The following is a 17,737-nucleotide window of genomic DNA, read 5'->3' on the forward strand; positions in this document are numbered from 1 at the left end:
CGCGCAGGTGCAAAAGTCGCCGACATCAGCGGGTCTCTAATGGATAAGCATAACATTTTCAATATGGATATGGTATATTGGATAGACATGAACATCAATGGTTGAGGTGAAAATCATGCAACTTCGCATTCAATTATTCGCAGGCCTGGCGGAACGATTGCAGACCCGGGTGCTGGATTACGCCGTCGAACAGCCGGAAATTACCGCGGATCAGCTGAAAATAGAGTTGTCCAAGTCCTTTCCGGAGGCTGCCTCGCAGATCTCCGTTTCTTTTGTGGCCGTAAATCAGGAATATGCTCCAGGGGACTTCCTTATTACGGAAGGTTCCGAAATTGCCCTCATTCCGCCGGTATCCGGAGGCGACGGCCAATCTCCCGTTCGCGCCGCATCCAAGGATGGGCGCTTTTGCATCACGGACCAGCCGCTGTCGGTCGAGGAAGTGACGACCAAAGTGCTTCATCCGAACCATGGCGCCACCCTCTCTTTCGTCGGAACGACGCGCGAAATGACGGGAGAGCAGCGGACGGTTCATCTGGAATACGAAGCTTACGTCCCCATGGCGCTGGCCCAGCTCGAAGCCATCGGCAAAGATATTGATACCCGGTGGCCCGGAACCTTATGCGCCATTTCCCACCGGATCGGCAAAGTCGACATTAAAGAAACGAGCGTAATCATCGCGATTTCGACAAGCCACCGGGAGGATTGCTACGAAGCGAGCCGGTATGCCATCGAAAAGTTGAAGCAATCGGTCCCGATCTGGAAAAAGGAAATCTGGGACGATGGTTCGGAATGGAAGGGACATCAGAAGGGTCCGTGGGACCCGACAGCAAGGCTTTAGATCTAGTATATTGGCATTGTCAATCCATTTTTTTCTTGATATGATAGCAGGTAACAGATGTCGAATTTTGAAGAAATGGAGTGACGTATTGCTTGAAAGTGCATGTCACAGACTTAAAACCGGGCGACCGCCTGGCAGCGGATGCGTTTAGCGCATCGGGACTTCACGTAATGCAAAAAGGAACGCTGTTGACGGACGAAGACATCCGCAAGCTGATGAAGCATGCCGTGGACTACGTCGATATCGAGCCCGCAGCGCATCAGCCCGCGGTCACCCTGATTCACTCCCAACAGATGGAGCTCTTGCAAAAGACAAAGCCCTTCATCGAGCAAGCCGTGGACGGATTCGAGTCGATGTATTTGGAAGCGTTAACTACCGGAAGATTCAACGAAACGATGGTAGACGATATCATGGAGCCCCTCGTCGATCAATTGAAGGAACATACGGACATCGTCTCCCTTATGCTGTGCATTGATCAAAACGACGATTATACATATCACCATTCGATGCAGGTCGGCATTTTATCTTATTATATTGCATCCTGGCTCGGATTTTCCAAAGAAGAGGCCTATGAAGCGGGACGTGCGGGTTATCTTCACGACATCGGCAAATGCCAAATTCCCGGAAGCCTGCTGAACAAGCCGGGCAAACTGACGCCGGAAGAATTCGAGATCATGAAAAAACATACGGTTTACGGGCATGACATCATCCGTAATTCTTCTCCGGACTCCATTCCGGCGCTTGTTGCCCTTCAGCATCACGAACGGGACGATGGCAGCGGTTACCCCCACGCCATCGAAAAAAACGAAATCCATCCGTTTTCGCGAATTACGGCGGTGGCGGACGTATTCAGCGCGATGAGCATGAACCGCGTGTACCAGTCCAAGCAGGAGCTGCTTACCGTCATGCGCGAGCTGCACACCATGAGCTTCGGCAAATTGAGCGCCAACGCCACTCAAGTCTTTATTCGTCATATGCTTCCCAACTTCATCGGCAAAAACGTCCTGCTCTCAACCGGAGAACAAGGCACGATCGTGATGACCAATCCTGCCGATTTTTTCCGGCCGCTGGTGAAAACCGATAACCGCTTCGTGGATTTGTCCCTGCAGCGGGAAATCGGCATCGTTAAGATCTTTCTATAATCATGGCTTAGTCCAAACAAACGCCCGCCCCGGCAGACTTCCGGGACGGGCGTTTTATATTGGCCGGCGCCACGTGGACGCTTATGGACATGAGGCTATTCGCTTGCAAAAAAATACGTATCTGCTTTCGCCAAACCAAGCTTGGCGAAGCAGATACGTATTGGCCGACCGGTTCATGAATTAGCCGATCGAACCTTCCATCTCGAATTTGATCAAACGGTTCATTTCGACCGCATATTCCATCGGCAGTTCTTTCGTAAACGGTTCGATGAAGCCCATGACGATCATTTGCGTCGCTTCGGCTTCGGTCAAACCGCGGCTCATCAGGTAGAAGAGCTGATCTTCGGATACCTTCGAAACCGTCGCTTCGTGTTCAAGCACGATGTTGTCGTTTTTGATTTCGTTGTACGGAATCGTATCCGACGTGGATTCGTTGTCCAGAATCAGCGTGTCGCATTTGATGTTGGCTTTGGCGCCGTCCGCGTTGCGTCCGAAGGAAGCCAAGCCGCGGTAAGTGACCTTGCCGCCGTGTTTGCTGATCGATTTCGATACGATCGTCGAAGTCGTGTCCGGAGCCAGGTGAATCATTTTAGCGCCGGCGTCCTGGTGTTGACCTTTGCCTGCCACCGCGATCGACAATACCATGCCTTTCGCGCCGCGTCCTTTCAGGAGAACCGCAGGGTATTTCATCGTCAGCTTGGAGCCGATGTTGCCGTCAACCCATTCCATCGTTGCGTTTTCTTCGGCAACGGCACGCTTCGTAACGAGGTTGTAGATGTTTGGCGCCCAGTTTTGGATCGTGGTGTAGCGAACGCGCGCATCTTTTTTACAGATGATTTCCACGACCGCGCTGTGCAGCGAGTTGGTGCTGTAGATCGGAGCGGTACAGCCTTCGACGTAGTGCACGAAGCTGCCTTCGTCCGCGATGATCAGCGTCCGTTCGAATTGTCCCATGTTTTCGGAGTTGATCCGGAAGTAGGCCTGCAGCGGAATTTCGCATTTGACGCCTTTTGGAACGTAGATGAAGCTGCCGCCGGACCATACCGCGCTGTTCAAAGCCGCAAATTTGTTGTCGGATGGAGGAACGACGGTGGCAAAATGCTCTCTGAAAATTTCAGGATGCTCTTTCAGCGCCGTATCGGTGTCCATGAAGATGACGCCCTGATCTTCCAGATCCTTTTGCATGTTATGGTATACGACCTCGGACTCGTATTGAGCGGATACGCCGGCGAGGAATTTTTGCTCCGCTTCCGGAATGCCCAGCTTGTCGAACGTTTCTTTGATTTCCGCGGGAACCTCTTCCCACGTTTTTCCTTGTTTCTCGGAAGGTCTCACATAATACTGGATATCATTGAAGTCCAGCTCGTCAAGGTTGCCGCCCCATTTCGGCATCGGCATTTTTTCGAACTGTTCAAGCGACTTCAGACGGAACTCAAGCATCCATTCCGGTTCGTTTTTAATTTTGGAGATCTCGGTGACGATTTCGCGGGTCAACCCTTTACCGGTTTGGAAAACCGCTTTGTGCTCGTCGCGGAACCCGTATTTGTATTCTTCTATTTCAGGGGCCTTTTTAGCCATGGGTATGAACCTCCCTATCAATTAATGGTCGTGCTGCTTCTCGTCGATCCCTTTGCGCAACGCATTCCACGCGAGCGTGGCGCATTTGATGCGGGCCGGGAACTTGTTTACACCGGACAGGGCTTCAATATCCTCGTAGTCGTCGAAATGGACGTCTTCCCCTTGCATCAGCGCGGAGAACCGGGATGCCAGCTCCCTTGCTTCCTCGACCGTTTTGCCTTTGACGGCTTCGGTCATCATGGAAGCGGAAGACATGCTGATCGAGCAGCCTTCCCCCGTATATCTCGCATCCTGTACGATTCCATCATCCACCTTGAGCTGCAGCGAAATTTTGTCGCCGCAAGTCGGGTTATTCAAATCGACTGTAACGGTTCCGTCTTCGAATTTTCCCCGGTTCCGCGGATTTTTATAGTGGTCCATAATCACGCGCCGGTACAAGTCATCAAGTTGCATTAGCCAAAATACTCCTTTGTCTGGATTAATGCGCTGATCAGACGGTCCACATCTTCCTTCGTATTATACAGATAAAAGCTTGCGCGTGCAGTTGAACTTGCTTCCAGCCAGCGCATCAGCGGCTGGCAGCAGTGATGGCCGGCCCTGATGGCGATGCCGCTGGCATCCAGAACCGTCGCCACGTCATGCGGGTGAACATCGCCCAGGTTAAACGTGACCAGCCCGACTTTCCGCGCGCGGGGACCGTAAAGCTTCAGTCCTTCAATCTCGGACAGACGGCCCACCGCGTATTCGGCCAGTTCATGTTCATGGGCCGCAATGGCGTCAAGCCCGATGCTTTCGAGAAAATCGATGGCTGCTCCAAGCCCGACGGCTCCGGCAATGATCGGCGTGCCCCCTTCAAACTTCCAGGGGAGCTCCTTCCACGACGAGTCGTAAAGCCCGACATCGTCGATCATCTCGCCGCCGAATTCGACCGGTTCCATCTTCTCGAGCAGCGCCTGCTTCCCGTACAAAACGCCGATCCCTGTCGGACCGCACATTTTATGGCCGGAAAAAGCATAAAAATCGCAATCCAGGTCCTGCACGTCTACCTTCATATGCGGCGTGCTTTGGGCGCCGTCAACGACCATGACGGCTCCGTGGCGGTGCGCCAGAGCGGCGATTTCCTTGACCGGATTAATGACGCCCATGACGTTGGAGACGTAAGCCATCGTTACGATTTTCGTTTTGTCCGAAACCACCTTCTCGACTTCGGACAAGGTCACTGTACCGTCTTCTTGCAGTTTAACATATTTGAGCACGGCGCCGGTGGCTTTCGCCACCTGCTGCCATGGAATCAGATTGCTGTGATGCTCCATCGGGGTCAGGACGATTTCGTCGCCCTCGGACAAAATGGAGCGTGCGTAAGACGAAGCCACCATGTTCAGGGCTGTCGTCGTCCCGCGCGTAAACACGATTTCCTTCGTGCTCTTGGCATGAATGAATTTAGCCACTTTCTCGCGTGCGCCTTCATAAGCATCGGTAGCACGGCTTCCGAGCGTATGCACGCCCCGGTGAACGTTCGCATTATCGTATTCGTAATAATGCCGCAGCGCTTCGATGACGGCCAGCGGCTTCTGGGAAGTCGCCGCGCTGTCCAGGTAAACCAATGGATGGCCGTTGATCTCCTGCTTCAGAATCGGGAACTGCTCGCGAATGGCGTTATTCATTGTCCCAACTTCCTTTCGATGACCGTTTGCAGCTGTTTCTGCAAGCTTTCCATCGGAATTTGGGATACGACAGGCGCCAGGAATCCGTAGATAATCAGGGATTCGGCAACCTCGCGGGAAATGCCGCGGGACATCAGGTAATAAATTTGCTCCTGGTTGACTTGGCCAACCGAAGCCGCGTGGCCTGCTTTAACGTCATCTTCGTCGATCAGCAGGATCGGGTTCGCGTCCCCGCGGGCTTTCGGGCTCAGCATGAGCACTTTTTCCGTTTGCTGTCCGTCGGATTTCGTTGCGCCTTTTTCGATCTTCGTAATCCCGTTGATGATTGCCGATGCTTCCTCGCGCATCACCGCGCGAGTAATCATTTGGCTTTCGGAAGATTTGCCGAAGTGGTTGGCGCGGGTCGTGTAGTTCAGCTTCTGGGAACCGGAACCGACCGCGATGACTTTCGAGTCGGACGTCGATCCGTTACCTTTCAGCACCGAATACGTATCGCTCACCGTGTCGCCGCTGTTCATTTCGCCGACGATCCATTCCATCGATGCGTCATTGTCGATGATGGCGCGGCGGTAGCTCAGATCCGTGACGTTGGTTCCCATTTGGTGAATGGTTGCATACCGGACTTTCGCTCCCTGCTTGGCGAACACTTCGACGGCACCGTTATGGGTAACCGCCTGGTTGCCTTCGCCGGAAACGTAATTGTCCACGTAGGTTACCGAGCTGTTGGCGTCGGCAATGATCAACACATGCGGAGCAAACGTCGCTTCGCCGTCGTCCGTAAGCAATACGGCCTGCAGCGGCACCGTGACTTCCACGTTTTTAGGAACGTAAACGAACACGCCCCCGTTCCAAATCGCGGCATGAAGCGCCGCTACGGAGTTTTCGTCCGCTTTGACCGCCGTATGCAGGTGGGCTTTGACCAGATCCCCATGCTCTTTCGCGGCGGTTTGCAAATCCGTAAAAATAACGCCTTTTTCAGCCAGCTCCGGTGCAAGCTTCGAATATACGACGCTGGAATTGCGCTGGATCAGCAAGCTTCCGGACTCCTGATCCTGGATCAGCTCTTGAATGGATGCCGGAACCTCCGCCAGCGATGCGATGCCCGCATCCGCTTTATAGCTTCCGTAATTTTGAATGTCCCAACGCTCGATTCTCATTTTCTCGAGTTTAGGCAATTCAAGGCTCGCGGCAAGCTCCAAAGCCTTCAGACGGTTTTCCGTTAGCCAAGCCGGTTCTTGTCTTTGTTTGGACAGTTGACCAAGGCTCTCAGCGTTTACCGGAAGAATCGTTTGTGTTGTCATTTCGGTTTCCTCCTTCCGTTGTTTACGCTTCTTGTCCTACAGTCTCGTCTTCGATGCCCAGTTCTTCCTTCACCCAATCGTAACCTTCCGCTTCCAGGCGTTCGGCCAGCTCAGGACCGCCGGATTTCACGATGCGGCCTTGCATCATGACATGGACGAAGTCCGGTTTGATGTAGTTAAGCAGGCGCTGATAGTGGGTAATGATCAAGAAGCCGCGGTCTTCGCTGCGCATCGCGTTGACGCCGTTGGCAACGATTTTGAGGGCGTCGATATCCAGGCCCGAGTCGATTTCGTCCAAAATGACGATGCTTGGTTCGATCATCATCATTTGCAAAATTTCGTTCCGTTTCTTTTCGCCGCCGGAGAAACCTTCATTGAGGTAGCGGTGCGCGAATTCCGGATTCATGTCGAGTTCTTTCATTTTCGCTTCCAATTGGCGGATAAAACGGATCAGGGAAATTTCCTGACCTTCTTCACGGCGGGCGTTAATGGCACTGCGCAAAAAGTCGGAGTTTGTCACGCCCGTAATTTCGCTCGGGTACTGCATTGCAAGGAACAGACCTGCGCGTGCGCGCTCGTCGACTCCCATTTCGAGCAGGTCTTCGCCGTTCAGCGTAGCGCTGCCCTCGGTAACTTCGTATTTAGGATGCCCCATCAGAGCGGAAGCCAGGGTACTTTTACCGGTACCGTTCGGACCCATGATGGCGTGGATTTCTCCGCCTTTCATTTCCAGGTTGATGCCTTTCAGGATTTCCTTGCCTTCAATTTCCGCTTTAAGGCCTTGAATTGAAAAGTGAGTAGCCATGTACGTTATTCCCTCCGTTATTGTGTTTTACCGAAATCAGACAGTCTATTTAAAACAGGGATGACCTACCCTGATTTCAAGCAATCATAATTATCAATTTAAAATGAATCTAAACTGATTCTCACTGATTATCAATAATTTTATAATAAATACAGTTCCATATCAACCTTCATAGGCCGATGTTTCCGAAATAATCGCAAAAGCAGGCCCGGCCTACACAGCCAAGCCTGCTTTCGTATACGCGAAACTTAAGGCAAAACGCCCTCCAGCCGGGACCGCGGCTCTTGCCGCGGCAGGATGAAGCCGCTTGAAATATGCCGGACACGCACCGCCGTAACGTTCCATAATTAAATAAGGAAGTTTTTCGTCGTGCTCGATAACGTTCCGTTTGCGGCCTTCTTTCAACCTTATCCCAGGTAAGAACGCAGCATCCACATATGCTTCTCCAGATCGTTTTTGATTTTGATGAACAAGTCTCCGGTCGGCTCGTCTCCCGTTTCGTCCGCGATCCGAATGCCCTCCTGCAGTTCTTCGGACACCGTGGCGAAATCCTCGATCAGGGTCTGCACCATTTTGCGGGCGTCCTCTTTGCCCGATGCCTCTTGGATCGTCGCCAGCTCCAAATATTCCTTCATCGTGGCGGCCGGGCTTCCTTTAATGGTTAAAAGCCGCTCGGCCACCTCGTCCATTTTGAGCGTAATGTCGTCGTACAGCTCTTCGAACTTCGCGTGCAGCGTAAAGAAATGCTCGCCTTTGACGTACCAGTGGTAATTATGGATTTTGACGTACAGGACGTTCAGGTTCGCGACCTCCTGGTTCAATATTTGCTCCAGCGTCGTCGTTTTCGTTTTTGCGGTTGTTTTAGCCATGTCGAATCCCTGCCTTTTCATGAATATAATCGGCCTGCGCCGGGCGCGCAAAAGCCGTTTGCACTCTGCATGTCATCGGCTTCGGGCAGCACTCTGCCGCTTGTCCGCCTTTGTTCATATATTACCCTGCTGCTCCCGACATGAAACAAAAACGCCCCATCTTTCGCATGGAAATCTGTGCAAGCAAAAAAATGGTTCAAAAACCTGCCGTTATCCGATATACTGAATAATAATTTACAATACCAAGCGATTAAGTTGGAATTAAATTTGGTTTATGCGGTTCTTTACTTAGCGGAGGTGACTTTTAGTGTCCACTTATCATCCACTCACGATCGAAGAAGCGATCTCATTTGCCCGCGGCATTCCGGGTCATTTTCCTGCAGATGCCGCGCTTGCCTGCGAGGAAATCGGCGACGGCAATTTGAATCTGGTGTTCCATATCACCGACCAAAACGGCGGCAAAAGCCTCATTATCAAACAAGCGCTGCCTTATGCTAAAGTCGTCGGCGAATCTTGGCCCCTGTCCCTGGACCGCGCAAGAATCGAACGGGAAGCCCTTCAGCTTCAGTACCGGCTATGCCCCGGCCTCGCCCCGGAAGTGTATGCTTACGACGATCACCTCGCCATCACCGTCATGGAGGATTTAAGCGATCATACCATCATGCGCAAAGGGCTCATCGATGGCGTCGCTTATCCGCTTTTTGCGGAGCATATCGGGGAGTTCCTGGCGAGAACGCTGTTTTTCACGTCGGACTTGGCCATGAACCCGCAGGAGAAAAAGGAACAGGTCAAAAAATTCATCAATCCCGATTTGTGCAAAATTACCGAGGATTTGATTTTCGAAGATCCGTACAAGCTGTCGGCCAACAACAATTACCCGGAATACCTTGAGGACGAAGCCCGGAGCCTTCGCGAAGACGCTGCCCTCCACCTTGAGGTGGCGCTGCTGCGCGAAGCCTTCCTGACCCGCGCGGAAGCGCTGCTGCACGGCGATCTGCACACCGGAAGCATTTTCGCGACGCCGGAGTCGACGAAAGTCATCGATCCCGAATTTGCGTATTACGGGCCGATGGGCTTCGACGTCGGGGCCATCATCGCCAACCTGTTGCTGAATTACGCTTCCCGCCCGGGATGGACGAAAGACCCGGCGGCCCGCCGGGAAACGGAGCAGCGGCTGCTTTCGATGGTGTCGGATATCTGGCAGGAGTTCGAAACCCGCTTCCGCAAACTATGGGACGAAGAAGCCAAAGATCCGATGGCGGGATCCCCCGGTTACCAGGACGTATACGTCGCCAAGGTTTTGCGGGATACGGCCGGTTTCGCCGGCTGCAAAATGATCCGCAGGATCGTCGGCCTCTCGCATGTCGCGGACATCGACGCCATCGAAGACGAGCGGCTTCGGGAAGAAGCCCAGCGCAAAGCCCTTGCCATCGGCAAACATCTCGTGAAACACCACCGCACCGTGACGAACGGAGAAGACATTCTGCGGCTCGTGAAACAAGCGGCACAACCATTCGAAGGAGCAGTACGATGAGCATCCAGGAATCTACGCCAAAAGATAGATATCAACCGCTGATCTCGGTAGTATGGGAAGAGGATTCGCTGAAGCTTTTGGATCAGCGCCTCCTGCCTGAAAACATCATCATGCGAAAACTCGTCACGCCCGAGGAGGTATGGGAAGCCATCCACTCCATGGTCGTGCGCGGGGCGCCCGCGATCGGCATCGCGGCCGCCTACGGCGTCGTCCTCGGCGCCAAGCGGTACGCAGGCGCGGACAAGCTGGAATGGCTGCAGCATATTCAGCAGGTATGCGCCTATCTGGCAACGTCCCGTCCGACGGCCGTGAACCTGTTCTGGGCGCTGGACCGGATGAAGGAAAAGGCCTCCCGCCTTGCCGCTTCCGAGGATGGGATCGCCGGCTTCCCGGATGCCCTTCTCGCCGAAGCGGCGTCGATCCAAGCCGAAGACGAGGACGTCTGCCGCCGGATCGGCGAGCACGCGCTGCCGCTGTTTTCGGACGGCATGGGCGTCCTGACGCATTGCAATGCGGGCGGCCTCGCGACGGCCAAATACGGAACCGCGACCGCCCCCATGTATCTCGCCCATGAAAAAGGCATGAAGCTGAAGGTGTTCGCGGACGAAACCCGCCCCGTTCTCCAAGGCGCGCGCCTCACCGCCTTCGAGCTGCAGCAGGCGGGCATCGACGTCACGCTGCTTTGCGACAACATGGCCGGCATGGTCATGTCCAAAGGCTGGGTGCAGGCGGTGATCGTCGGCACGGACCGCGTCGCGGCCAACGGCGACGTGGCGAACAAAATCGGCACCTACAGCCTCGCCGTTCTGGCCAAAGCGCACGGCATTCCTTTTTACGTGGCTTGTCCGCTGTCAACGATCGACCTGAATACCGAATCGGGCGACCTGATTCCGATCGAGGAACGGCCGGAGCATGAAATTACGGAAGGTTTCGGCAAAAGAACGGCTCCAAGCGGCATCAAAGTCTATAATCCGGCATTCGACGTGACGCCAAACGAATACGTCACCGCCATCATAACGGAAAAAGGCATCGTCCGCGCACCCTACCGGGAACATCTGGCTGCGCTCTTCCGCTAGAGGCGGTACGCAAACGATTTTTATCAAATCCCATCATGCCAAAAACGAAACCAGCCCCTGGTGGGCTGGTTTTTTCGCCGCACTTTTAATCAGTCAGCTTCATGAAAATCTATGACCATTGAACCAGTTGTCTATAGCATTTTAAGAAGCGCTTCATGTCCGGGCATGCCCGGAACGATACCCAGGGCGGCTGCTTCCGACGTGACGGATTCGAGCGGCGATTCCAGCAGCTCCTTCAACGTCCGGACGCCCACCGCTCTTCCCGCAATGATCTTGCGGTCGCCCAGGCGATCATTTAAAAGTCCGATGTCGAGCGCCCCGCACATGATGTAACCCCGCGAGGTGCTGATCGTCAGCAGGGTCGTTTTGGGGAGCTTGACTTCCACTCCGACAAGGGTGTGACCACCGACCGTAATAGGTTCCATCGTCACCATAGGCTCACACCTCCCTAATAGGATAAATGCTCAAATTATGTGTATTCCCGCAAGGCGCTTCCTGTGTAGGCGACCTTCCCGCCGGCTAGGAATAAAGTTACGCACGCATCCGACATTAGGACTATTCACGTTTACGTGTTCATGATATGATTTATTCAGTTTCATACATATTTTTCACATGGTATAGGCTGGGGGAATTATGGAGAATAAACAAAATGTTGAAGAGTCAGGGTATTTGTTTAATGTCGATATCCTGGTCAAAGGCCGCTCGAATGCGCTTGCATTGCAGGCGATGATCGAAATGTTTAACAAATGCGAAAGCATCGCGGACTTCCGGATCAAATCCGGAATGGAGCTTGGCCAGCTGATCGATTCGATGCTTCGGGACAAACGGAAATCCCTTGTTCACAAGTCAGGCGCTTCCGCAGATTTGCCTGTGCCTGACAACAACCGCACTCAAAAAGCAAAGACTGGACAACCGGCGACCAGCCCCAGCTCCCCCGCTGAGAAAAAAACGATTTCCGCGGATTACGGCTCCCAGCTGTATGAATGGATCACGGAATGCATCCGCGACAACCGGCTGACCCGGCTGACGATCAGCCGCGGCGGCACACGGAACAGTATGCCGTGCCGCATATTGAATTTTGACGAAACCAATCAGCTGCTTAACGTCTACCACGTTGACGAAAAGCAGGTCTATTCGTTTAAGCTTAGCGAAATCATTGAGGTCGTCTAATACGAGCAAAGCCCTTGTCCTCCTGTGAACAGGAAGCGCAAGGGCTTTCTTAGTCTTATCGTTTCTTTCGCGACGCCGCATCGGCGATCAGGCATATCCATCCGGCGATGAACGCCACGCCGCCGATCGGCGTAATCGCTCCAAGCAGCTTGATCCCGGTAACGGTCAGCACGTACAAGCTGCCGGAAAAAAGAATGATGCCCGCAAACAAAAGCCAGCCGGCCCAGGCCAATTTTCGCGAATCCCCCCAGATGCCGGCCGCTATCGCGATCAAAATGATGCCAAGCGCATGCGCCATATGGTATTGAACCCCGGTTTCATAAACTTTCATCGCATCTTCGCCGACGATCGGTTCCAGCAAATGGGCACCGAAAGCGCCGATCGCCACGGAGAGCATGGCCATGATCGCGCCGATGATCATAAACTTGCGCTGCATGTGTCGTCTCCACTCCTTCGCTTAGGTTTTGCAGTCTGTCATCATATTACCCGATCCGGTATGCCTTTTCCACCGCTTCCCCGGGCCGAAAGCCTTCGCCCGTCTTGATTTTTGCTTGATAATATGGAAGAGTAAGAAGCATACATATCTATTCACTTAAGGAGAGAAAGAACATGGAACCACACCAGCAGCCGCTCCGGCATAAACGGCACTCCGGTCCCGGAATCGCCTCGTTTATCATCAGCCTCGTGTCCATGCTGGCCTATATCATTAGCGTTGGCGCGATGGGGGCCGTTTTCGCCCAAGGCCTCGAGACCGACAGTTCCTGGACCCAGAGCTCGACCACGGGCGTCACGGTCATCACCATGATCCTGATCGGCCTGTTCGCCGCGAATGTCATCGGCGTGATTTTGGGCATCGTCGGGACGATTCTCCGGAACCGCAAAAAAATCTTTGCCGTATTGGGGCTCTCCCTGAACGCCATTATCATTTTCAGTTTTGGCCTGATGTTTGTCGTACTTATGTTAAGAGCAGGAAGGTGACCGAAATGACGAAAGTTAAAATTTTTGCCGACAGCACTTGCGACCTGCCCCGGGAGTGGATCCGGGACTACGGGATCGGCCTGATTCCGCTTTATGTCACGTTCGGGGACAAGACCTACAGGGACGGCGTGGACATTAGCGTGGCCGAGCTTTACGCGGAAGTGGACAAGACCGGCAGCTTGCCGAAAACGGCCGCTCCGTCGCCGTCGGACTTCATCCAAGCGTTTACGCCGGACATCGAGGAAGGCCGGGACATCGTCTACATCAGCCTTTCGTCGGAACTGTCCTCCACGTATCAAAACGCGGTGATCGCCGCGGGCGAATTTCCCGACGGAAGGGTGACGGTGGTTGACTCATTAAACCTGTCCACGGGGATCGGGCTTCAGGTGATGAAGGCGGTCAAAGCGGCCGAAGCGGGAAAAGGCGCGCGGGACATCGCCGAATTGGTGCAAAGCGTCAGACCGCTTGTCGAAACCGAATTCGTGATCGATTCGCTGGATTATTTGTATAAGGGCGGAAGATGCTCCGGCATGCAAAATCTCGTCGGCAGCCTGCTGAAAATCCGTCCGGTCATCAAGGTCATCGACGGAAAAATGACCCCGGCCTACAAAGTCCGCGGCAAACGGGAAAAAGCGCTGGAGCAGCTGCTGACTAACGCCCTGGCCAACCGGGACCAGATGGATCAAGATCTCATTTTCGTCACCCATTCGATGGCGGAGGAAGACGCCCGGGAGCTCAAACGGATGCTTGAGGAACGAACCGGCGCCCGCGAAGTCGCCATCTCCGATGCGGGCTGCGTCATTTCCTCCCACTGCGGGGCCAAAACGATCGGGATTTTATACGTAAAGAAAAACTAAGGGAGATGTTCATGTCTAACATCAAAATATTTACCGACAGCACGAGCGACCTGCCGAAAGCGTGGGTCCAGCAATACGACATCGGAATCATTCCGCTCTATGTCGTTTTCGGAAACGAGCAGCTCCGGGACGGGGTGGACATTACGCCGGCCGAGCTGTATGAGCGGGTGTCCCGAGGCGGAAGCCTGCCGAAGACGGCCGCCCCTTCTCCTGCGGATTTCATGGCTGCATTCGAGCCGCATGTCAAACAAGGGGAATCGATTTTGTACATCAGCTTGTCCTCCGCATTATCGGCGACCTATCAGAACGCTTTGATCGCGGCGGGCGAATTTCCGGAAGCTTCGATCCGCGTCGTGGACTCGTTGAACCTTTCCAGCGCGATCGGCCTCCTGGTCATGAAAGCGGTGTTTGCCGCCCGGGAGGGAAAAAGCCTCGACGAGATCGTAAAGCTGCTCGAAGCCGTACGGCCCCAGGTGGAATCCGAGTTTGTCATCGACACGCTCGAATATTTGTATAAAGGCGGCCGCTGCTCCGGCGTACAAAATTTGCTGGGAAGCCTGCTGAACATCCGCCCTGTCATCAAGGTGATTGACGGAAAAATGACCCCCGCCTACAAGGTAAGGGGCAAAAAGGAAAAAGCGACGAATCAAATGCTGCAAAACGCCTTGGAAAAAAGCGGCCTCATGGATAACGACCTGATCGTGGTCGTCCATTCCTTTGCCGAAGACGAAGCGCTCCGGCTGCAAAAGGTGCTCCAGGAAAACACGAACGCCCGCGAAGTGGCGCTTTCCACGGCGGGCTGCGTCATCTCCAGCCACTGCGGCCCGAAAACGATCGGCATCATGTACTCTAAAAAAGCTTAATGCCATCATCTTCCTTTCCTATATTCACGCCGGCATCCACGTCGGCATCGCACGGACCAATACGCATACGATAAAAGGACAGCCCTCAGGCTGTCCTTTATTTTGCCGCTCAACAAAACCAGGCTGGGGCCGCATGCAGCAACGGCTTACTTTTTCCCGGGATCGATGTCCTTCGGATTCAAACCGGCCCAAATGTTCGGGATGTTCGCTTCTTCCGGATGCTCGAACACGAGGAAAGCGGTCGGCAAATACCGCTCTCCGTATTCGGACGAAGGCCGGTTCACGATTTCGTTGTCCTTCACGAGCACCGTCGATGAACCGCCGTCCAGGTTGGCGGCGATCACGGCTCCGCGCTTCAGCATGATTTGCTGCACGTCGTACAAATTCGCGCCGATGCTGTAGGTCGGCTGGCGGCCGTCGATGACGACGAACAGGATGGCACCGTCGGCCCGCTGTCCCATCGCCGTCCGCGGCGCAATGCCCCACCCCTCTTTCGCATTCCGGATCAGCCCTTTGCCGTTGACGATGATCCGCGGCTGAAAGGTTACCGCCTCCTTGATCCCCATGTCGTTCAGCTCTTTTAAGGAATAATGGCCGGCAACCATCTTGCCGTTTTTGTCGATGCCCACGACCTGGGTCGATTTGCTGTTCCCGAGGCCGTTGTAATAAAGCTTGCCCTGGGAAATGACGATCCCGATCGGCTTAAATCCGTTTCCTTTCCAATTCGGATCGGCGAAACCTCCAGCGTTTACGCCGGCAATCGCGCCGGTTCGTTTCACCATGCTCGACACTTTTTCGCCTTTCCCCCGGGCATGCGGCACGCCGAGGCGTATTTTCGTCGGATCGTTGACGGTCATGACGTAGCCGTGGTAGCCTTTGCCGGAAATCTCCTCGATTTCGACTAGCGGCTTTTTCTGCACGGCCGCCTCCGGGCTTTCCGAGGCAGTCGGCTCCGGAGCCGGCAGATGGATCTGGTGCGTATCTTTTTCCTCGCCCATCGATTCGAAGCGTTGGTTGTATTCCGCGACCCTCCGGTCCAGCTCGGCCTGCCCGATGATATATTTGGCCCAATGCCGGTGCTGCGTCGTGATCAGCGTGTCCGCCATCAGGAACCGGTATTCGTTGCCGCTCGGCGTCAAGAAAAACCAGCCGGCTCCAAGCGCTCCCGCAATCAGCACGGTCCATACGAAACGGGAAAGGAACCACCCGAACCCTTTTTTGCGTTTTTTGCGCTTTTTATGTTTATAGGATTGTTGTCTCACGGTAGATCTTTTTGGCAATGAAGCTTGGTCCATCGTCTGTGATCCTCCATTTTTCTGCAAGCTTTGAAAATAAGACGTATCCTTTCACTAAAAAGTTACATCTTCTGCCAAGAAAAATCTGCAAGAAAAAACCAACCCCTTTTTCAGGATTGGCGTGAAAATGCGATCTTTATAATGCGGCTCCTTGCCTCATTTGCTCCGTCGCTGCCCTTACCGTGAATAGTTGCCGGGGAACGTCCGCCACGATCCGAAACGTCTGCTCCAAACCAGCTTATCGAACAGCTTGTAAACGACGGCCGACACTACGATGGCAATGATGGCGCCGCTGATGACGTCCGTCGGGTAATGGACGCCGTTCCAGACCCGGGAAAAGCCGATCAAGGCGGCGAGAAGCAGCCAGAAGGCCCCGTCCTTTTTGCGGCAGAGGAAAATCGAAAACGCGATGACAAAAGAACCGATCGAATGATTGCTCGGGAACGACGCATTGGCCGCATGGTCGATCATTTGATGCACGTGATGGGCGACGAACGGACGATCCCGGTAAAACAAATGGCCGAGAACAGATCCGATCCCGAAAGCGACGAAGGCGGAAACAAGCGCCTGTACGACCATCCTCCGGTCCGTTCCCCTCCGGGTAAAGCAATACACGATCACGGCCAAATAAAACAGATATTCCGCATCTTTGGATAAAAAGCGCATGATTGCGTCCAAGGCCGGGAAACTGCCAGCCGCATTGTTGATCCAGCTGAACAGCGAGTAGTCCCATGATTGCAGCAAAAAAATCCTCTCCTTCCTTTTGCGGCAGCTCATACGGTGAAACATTTGTGCCTACCAAAGTTTTTTGCACGTTGTCCAGTATAATGGATCCCTCCCGTTTAATACAAATCCTGCCCTGAATCCAAGCGGCTTAAGCCAGCCTGGAATACGCCATTCCTTCCGGCCGGACAGTGGTTTCAATCAGGCTCCATGCACAAAAAAGCATCCCCTTTCGGGAATGCCTTTTAATCTTTCTCGCGTTGAATCAGTAGGTTTTCACTTTAAGCGCATCCAGGCTTTTGAACTCGTAGCCTTGCTGCCGCGCCCCGTCGATGATTCTTCCCAAAGCCTCCGTGTTGTCCCGGGAGATGGAATGCAGCAAAATGACCGCCCCCGGATGCAGCTGGGCCATCACCTGCCTGTAGGCATGGTCTGCGCCTCGCTGGTCGTTCACGTCCCAATCCTTATAGGCCACCGACCAAAATACGCTGACGTAACCTTCCTGGCGGCTTACCGCCAACGCGCGATCGTTAAAAATGCCCCGCGGCGGGCGGAGGAAGTTCATGGCCTGCTGCCCGGTCGTGGCCGCTACGGCATCCTTTACCCTCTTCAGTTCTTCTTTGAGCTTGGCGTCCGAAATTTGCGTCAGGTCGGGGTGGGACCAGGAATGGTTGCCGATCAGATGCCCTTCCGCCGCCATCCGTTTCACCAGCTCGGGTTTATCCTCGACGTAATGGCCTGTCAGAAAGAAAATGGCCGGGACCTTTTTTTCCTTCAGCACATCCAAAATTTTAGGCGTAAACCCGTTTTCGTAGCCGTTGTCGAACGTCAGGTACAGCTCCTTGCGGGAAGTATCGCCCAAAAATATCGCTTCGTTTTTCTGCAATACTTCCTTGAAGCCTTCTTCGTTAATCGAAGGAAGCTGGCCGTTTTTGCTTTTTTTGAAGCCGAAATGGTAAGGACCGTCCGCCGACGCGGTTTGCTGGTAGCCGCAGCACAGCAGCAAAACCGCAGCCAATGCGATCACAAAACGCTTCACGTGGA

Annotated in this window: 19 protein-coding genes; 8 read left to right on the forward strand and 11 right to left on the reverse strand. The window is 53.9% G+C overall.

The genetic code is table 11. The annotated features are described in order from the left end of the window. Nucleotides 1-115: 115 nt before the first annotated feature. Nucleotides 116-838 (forward strand): molybdenum cofactor biosynthesis protein MoaE, encoded by a 723-nt coding sequence (locus MKY58_RS20340; protein WP_339321847.1) that lies wholly within the window; start codon nt 116-118, stop codon nt 836-838. 92 nt (nt 839-930) lie between these two features. Next, a complete protein-coding gene (locus MKY58_RS20345) occupies nt 931-1,980 on the forward strand; it encodes an HD-GYP domain-containing protein (RefSeq protein ID WP_212950441.1) in 1,050 nt (349 codons plus the stop codon). 180 nt (nt 1,981-2,160) lie between these two features. On the opposite strand, the gene sufB is transcribed toward MKY58_RS20345, so the two are convergent. From sufB to MKY58_RS20375, 6 genes are all read right to left on the reverse strand, one after another. Then, nucleotides 2,161-3,558 carry a Fe-S cluster assembly protein SufB gene (gene sufB / locus MKY58_RS20350; protein WP_339321848.1) on the reverse strand — a complete coding sequence of 466 codons (1,398 nt, stop codon included), beginning with the start codon at nt 3,556-3,558 and terminating at the stop codon, nt 2,161-2,163. 21 nt (nt 3,559-3,579) lie between these two features. Beyond that, entirely contained in the window at nt 3,580-4,011 is a 432-nt protein-coding gene (gene sufU / locus MKY58_RS20355; protein ID WP_036711864.1) for a Fe-S cluster assembly sulfur transfer protein SufU, read from the reverse strand. Further along, entirely contained in the window at nt 4,011-5,222 is a 1,212-nt protein-coding gene (locus tag MKY58_RS20360; protein WP_212950445.1) for a cysteine desulfurase, read from the reverse strand. Before MKY58_RS20360 ends, sufU begins: the two co-directional genes overlap by 1 nt. Beyond that, a complete protein-coding gene (sufD, locus tag MKY58_RS20365; protein ID WP_339321849.1) occupies nt 5,219-6,523 on the reverse strand; it encodes a Fe-S cluster assembly protein SufD in 1,305 nt (434 codons plus the stop codon). Before sufD ends, MKY58_RS20360 begins: the two co-directional genes overlap by 4 nt. Before the next feature lie 22 nt (nt 6,524-6,545). Further along, nucleotides 6,546-7,328: a Fe-S cluster assembly ATPase SufC gene (gene sufC / locus MKY58_RS20370; protein ID WP_212950446.1), complete on the reverse strand. Its 783-nt coding sequence runs from the start codon at nt 7,326-7,328 to the stop codon at nt 6,546-6,548. A gap of 407 nt (nt 7,329-7,735) precedes the next feature. Next, nucleotides 7,736-8,197, reverse strand: coding sequence for a DNA starvation/stationary phase protection protein (locus MKY58_RS20375; protein ID WP_339321850.1), 462 nt, complete (start codon nt 8,195-8,197; stop codon nt 7,736-7,738). A 307-nt stretch (nt 8,198-8,504) separates the two neighbouring features. Between MKY58_RS20375 and mtnK the strand changes: the two genes are divergently transcribed. Both mtnK and mtnA read left to right on the forward strand, forming a co-directional pair. Then, the gene (mtnK, locus tag MKY58_RS20380) at nt 8,505-9,731 is read left to right on the forward strand and encodes an S-methyl-5-thioribose kinase (RefSeq protein WP_339321851.1); all 1,227 of its coding nucleotides are present in this window, start codon (nt 8,505-8,507) and stop codon (nt 9,729-9,731) included. Continuing rightward, a complete protein-coding gene (mtnA, locus tag MKY58_RS20385; RefSeq protein WP_339321852.1) occupies nt 9,728-10,807 on the forward strand; it encodes an S-methyl-5-thioribose-1-phosphate isomerase in 1,080 nt (359 codons plus the stop codon). The genes mtnK and mtnA overlap by 4 nt, the downstream gene beginning before the upstream one ends. A 131-nt stretch (nt 10,808-10,938) precedes the next feature. Here the strand turns inward: mtnA and MKY58_RS20390 are convergent, their stop codons facing one another. Further along, entirely contained in the window at nt 10,939-11,241 is a 303-nt protein-coding gene (locus MKY58_RS20390; RefSeq protein WP_339321853.1) for a DUF1805 domain-containing protein, read from the reverse strand. A gap of 199 nt (nt 11,242-11,440) precedes the next feature. Between MKY58_RS20390 and MKY58_RS20395 the strand changes: the two genes are divergently transcribed. Further along, on the forward strand, nt 11,441-11,977 hold the full coding sequence (locus MKY58_RS20395) for a hypothetical protein (RefSeq protein ID WP_339321854.1): 537 nt from the start codon (nt 11,441-11,443) through the stop codon (nt 11,975-11,977). Between the two features lie 55 nt (nt 11,978-12,032). On the opposite strand, the gene MKY58_RS20400 is transcribed toward MKY58_RS20395, so the two are convergent. Then, entirely contained in the window at nt 12,033-12,413 is a 381-nt protein-coding gene (locus tag MKY58_RS20400; protein WP_339321855.1) for a DUF423 domain-containing protein, read from the reverse strand. A 173-nt stretch (nt 12,414-12,586) separates the two neighbouring features. On the opposite strand from MKY58_RS20400, the gene MKY58_RS20405 reads away from it, so the two are divergent. The 3 genes from MKY58_RS20405 to MKY58_RS20415 are packed head-to-tail and all read left to right on the forward strand — an operon-like array spanning nt 12,587 to nt 14,675. Beyond that, complete coding sequence (locus MKY58_RS20405) at nt 12,587-12,955, forward strand: hypothetical protein (protein WP_339321856.1); 369 nt, start codon at nt 12,587-12,589, stop codon at nt 12,953-12,955. Between the two features lie 5 nt (nt 12,956-12,960). Continuing rightward, on the forward strand, nt 12,961-13,812 hold the full coding sequence (locus tag MKY58_RS20410; protein WP_339321857.1) for a DegV family protein: 852 nt from the start codon (nt 12,961-12,963) through the stop codon (nt 13,810-13,812). Between the two features lie 11 nt (nt 13,813-13,823). Next, complete coding sequence (locus MKY58_RS20415) at nt 13,824-14,675, forward strand: DegV family protein (RefSeq protein WP_339321858.1); 852 nt, start codon at nt 13,824-13,826, stop codon at nt 14,673-14,675. A 146-nt stretch (nt 14,676-14,821) separates the two neighbouring features. Here MKY58_RS20415 and MKY58_RS20420 read toward each other — a convergent pair whose 3' ends face one another. The 3 genes from MKY58_RS20420 to pdaA form a co-directional block, all read right to left on the reverse strand. After that, on the reverse strand, nt 14,822-15,970 hold the full coding sequence (locus tag MKY58_RS20420) for a phosphodiester glycosidase family protein (RefSeq protein ID WP_339321859.1): 1,149 nt from the start codon (nt 15,968-15,970) through the stop codon (nt 14,822-14,824). Between the two features lie 177 nt (nt 15,971-16,147). Then, nucleotides 16,148-16,714, reverse strand: a complete 567-nt coding sequence (locus MKY58_RS20425) for an undecaprenyl-diphosphatase (protein ID WP_339321860.1) — start codon at nt 16,712-16,714, stop codon at nt 16,148-16,150. Nucleotides 16,715-16,958: 244 nt separating this feature from the next. Beyond that, on the reverse strand, nt 16,959-17,711 hold the full coding sequence (gene pdaA, locus MKY58_RS20430) for a delta-lactam-biosynthetic de-N-acetylase (RefSeq protein ID WP_339325212.1): 753 nt from the start codon (nt 17,709-17,711) through the stop codon (nt 16,959-16,961). Between the last annotated feature and the right edge of the window lie 26 nt (nt 17,712-17,737).

It is taken from the genome of Paenibacillus sp. FSL W8-0194, from assembly GCF_037969745.1.
Taxonomy (GTDB): domain Bacteria; phylum Bacillota; class Bacilli; order Paenibacillales; family Paenibacillaceae; genus Paenibacillus_AQ; species Paenibacillus_AQ cookii.

Excerpts from the sequence above, each read along its gene's own strand:
- MKY58_RS20340 (WP_339321847.1), top strand. The coding sequence starts at position 116 with ATGCAACTTCGCATTCAATTATTCGCAGGCCTGGCGGAACGATTGCAG.
- sufB (WP_339321848.1), bottom strand. The coding sequence starts at position 3,558 with ATGGCTAAAAAGGCCCCTGAAATAGAAGAATACAAATACGGGTTCCGC.
- sufU (WP_036711864.1), bottom strand. The coding sequence starts at position 4,011 with ATGCAACTTGATGACTTGTACCGGCGCGTGATTATGGACCACTATAAA.
- MKY58_RS20360 (WP_212950445.1), bottom strand. The coding sequence starts at position 5,222 with ATGAATAACGCCATTCGCGAGCAGTTCCCGATTCTGAAGCAGGAGATC.
- sufD (WP_339321849.1), bottom strand. The coding sequence starts at position 6,523 with ATGACAACACAAACGATTCTTCCGGTAAACGCTGAGAGCCTTGGTCAA.
- sufC (WP_212950446.1), bottom strand. The coding sequence starts at position 7,328 with ATGGCTACTCACTTTTCAATTCAAGGCCTTAAAGCGGAAATTGAAGGC.
- MKY58_RS20375 (WP_339321850.1), bottom strand. The coding sequence starts at position 8,197 with ATGGCTAAAACAACCGCAAAAACGAAAACGACGACGCTGGAGCAAATA.
- mtnA (WP_339321852.1), top strand. The coding sequence starts at position 9,728 with ATGAGCATCCAGGAATCTACGCCAAAAGATAGATATCAACCGCTGATC.
- MKY58_RS20390 (WP_339321853.1), bottom strand. The coding sequence starts at position 11,241 with ATGGTGACGATGGAACCTATTACGGTCGGTGGTCACACCCTTGTCGGA.
- MKY58_RS20395 (WP_339321854.1), top strand. The coding sequence starts at position 11,441 with ATGGAGAATAAACAAAATGTTGAAGAGTCAGGGTATTTGTTTAATGTC.
- MKY58_RS20400 (WP_339321855.1), bottom strand. The coding sequence starts at position 12,413 with ATGCAGCGCAAGTTTATGATCATCGGCGCGATCATGGCCATGCTCTCC.
- MKY58_RS20405 (WP_339321856.1), top strand. The coding sequence starts at position 12,587 with ATGGAACCACACCAGCAGCCGCTCCGGCATAAACGGCACTCCGGTCCC.
- MKY58_RS20410 (WP_339321857.1), top strand. The coding sequence starts at position 12,961 with ATGACGAAAGTTAAAATTTTTGCCGACAGCACTTGCGACCTGCCCCGG.
- MKY58_RS20415 (WP_339321858.1), top strand. The coding sequence starts at position 13,824 with ATGTCTAACATCAAAATATTTACCGACAGCACGAGCGACCTGCCGAAA.
- MKY58_RS20420 (WP_339321859.1), bottom strand. The coding sequence starts at position 15,970 with ATGGACCAAGCTTCATTGCCAAAAAGATCTACCGTGAGACAACAATCC.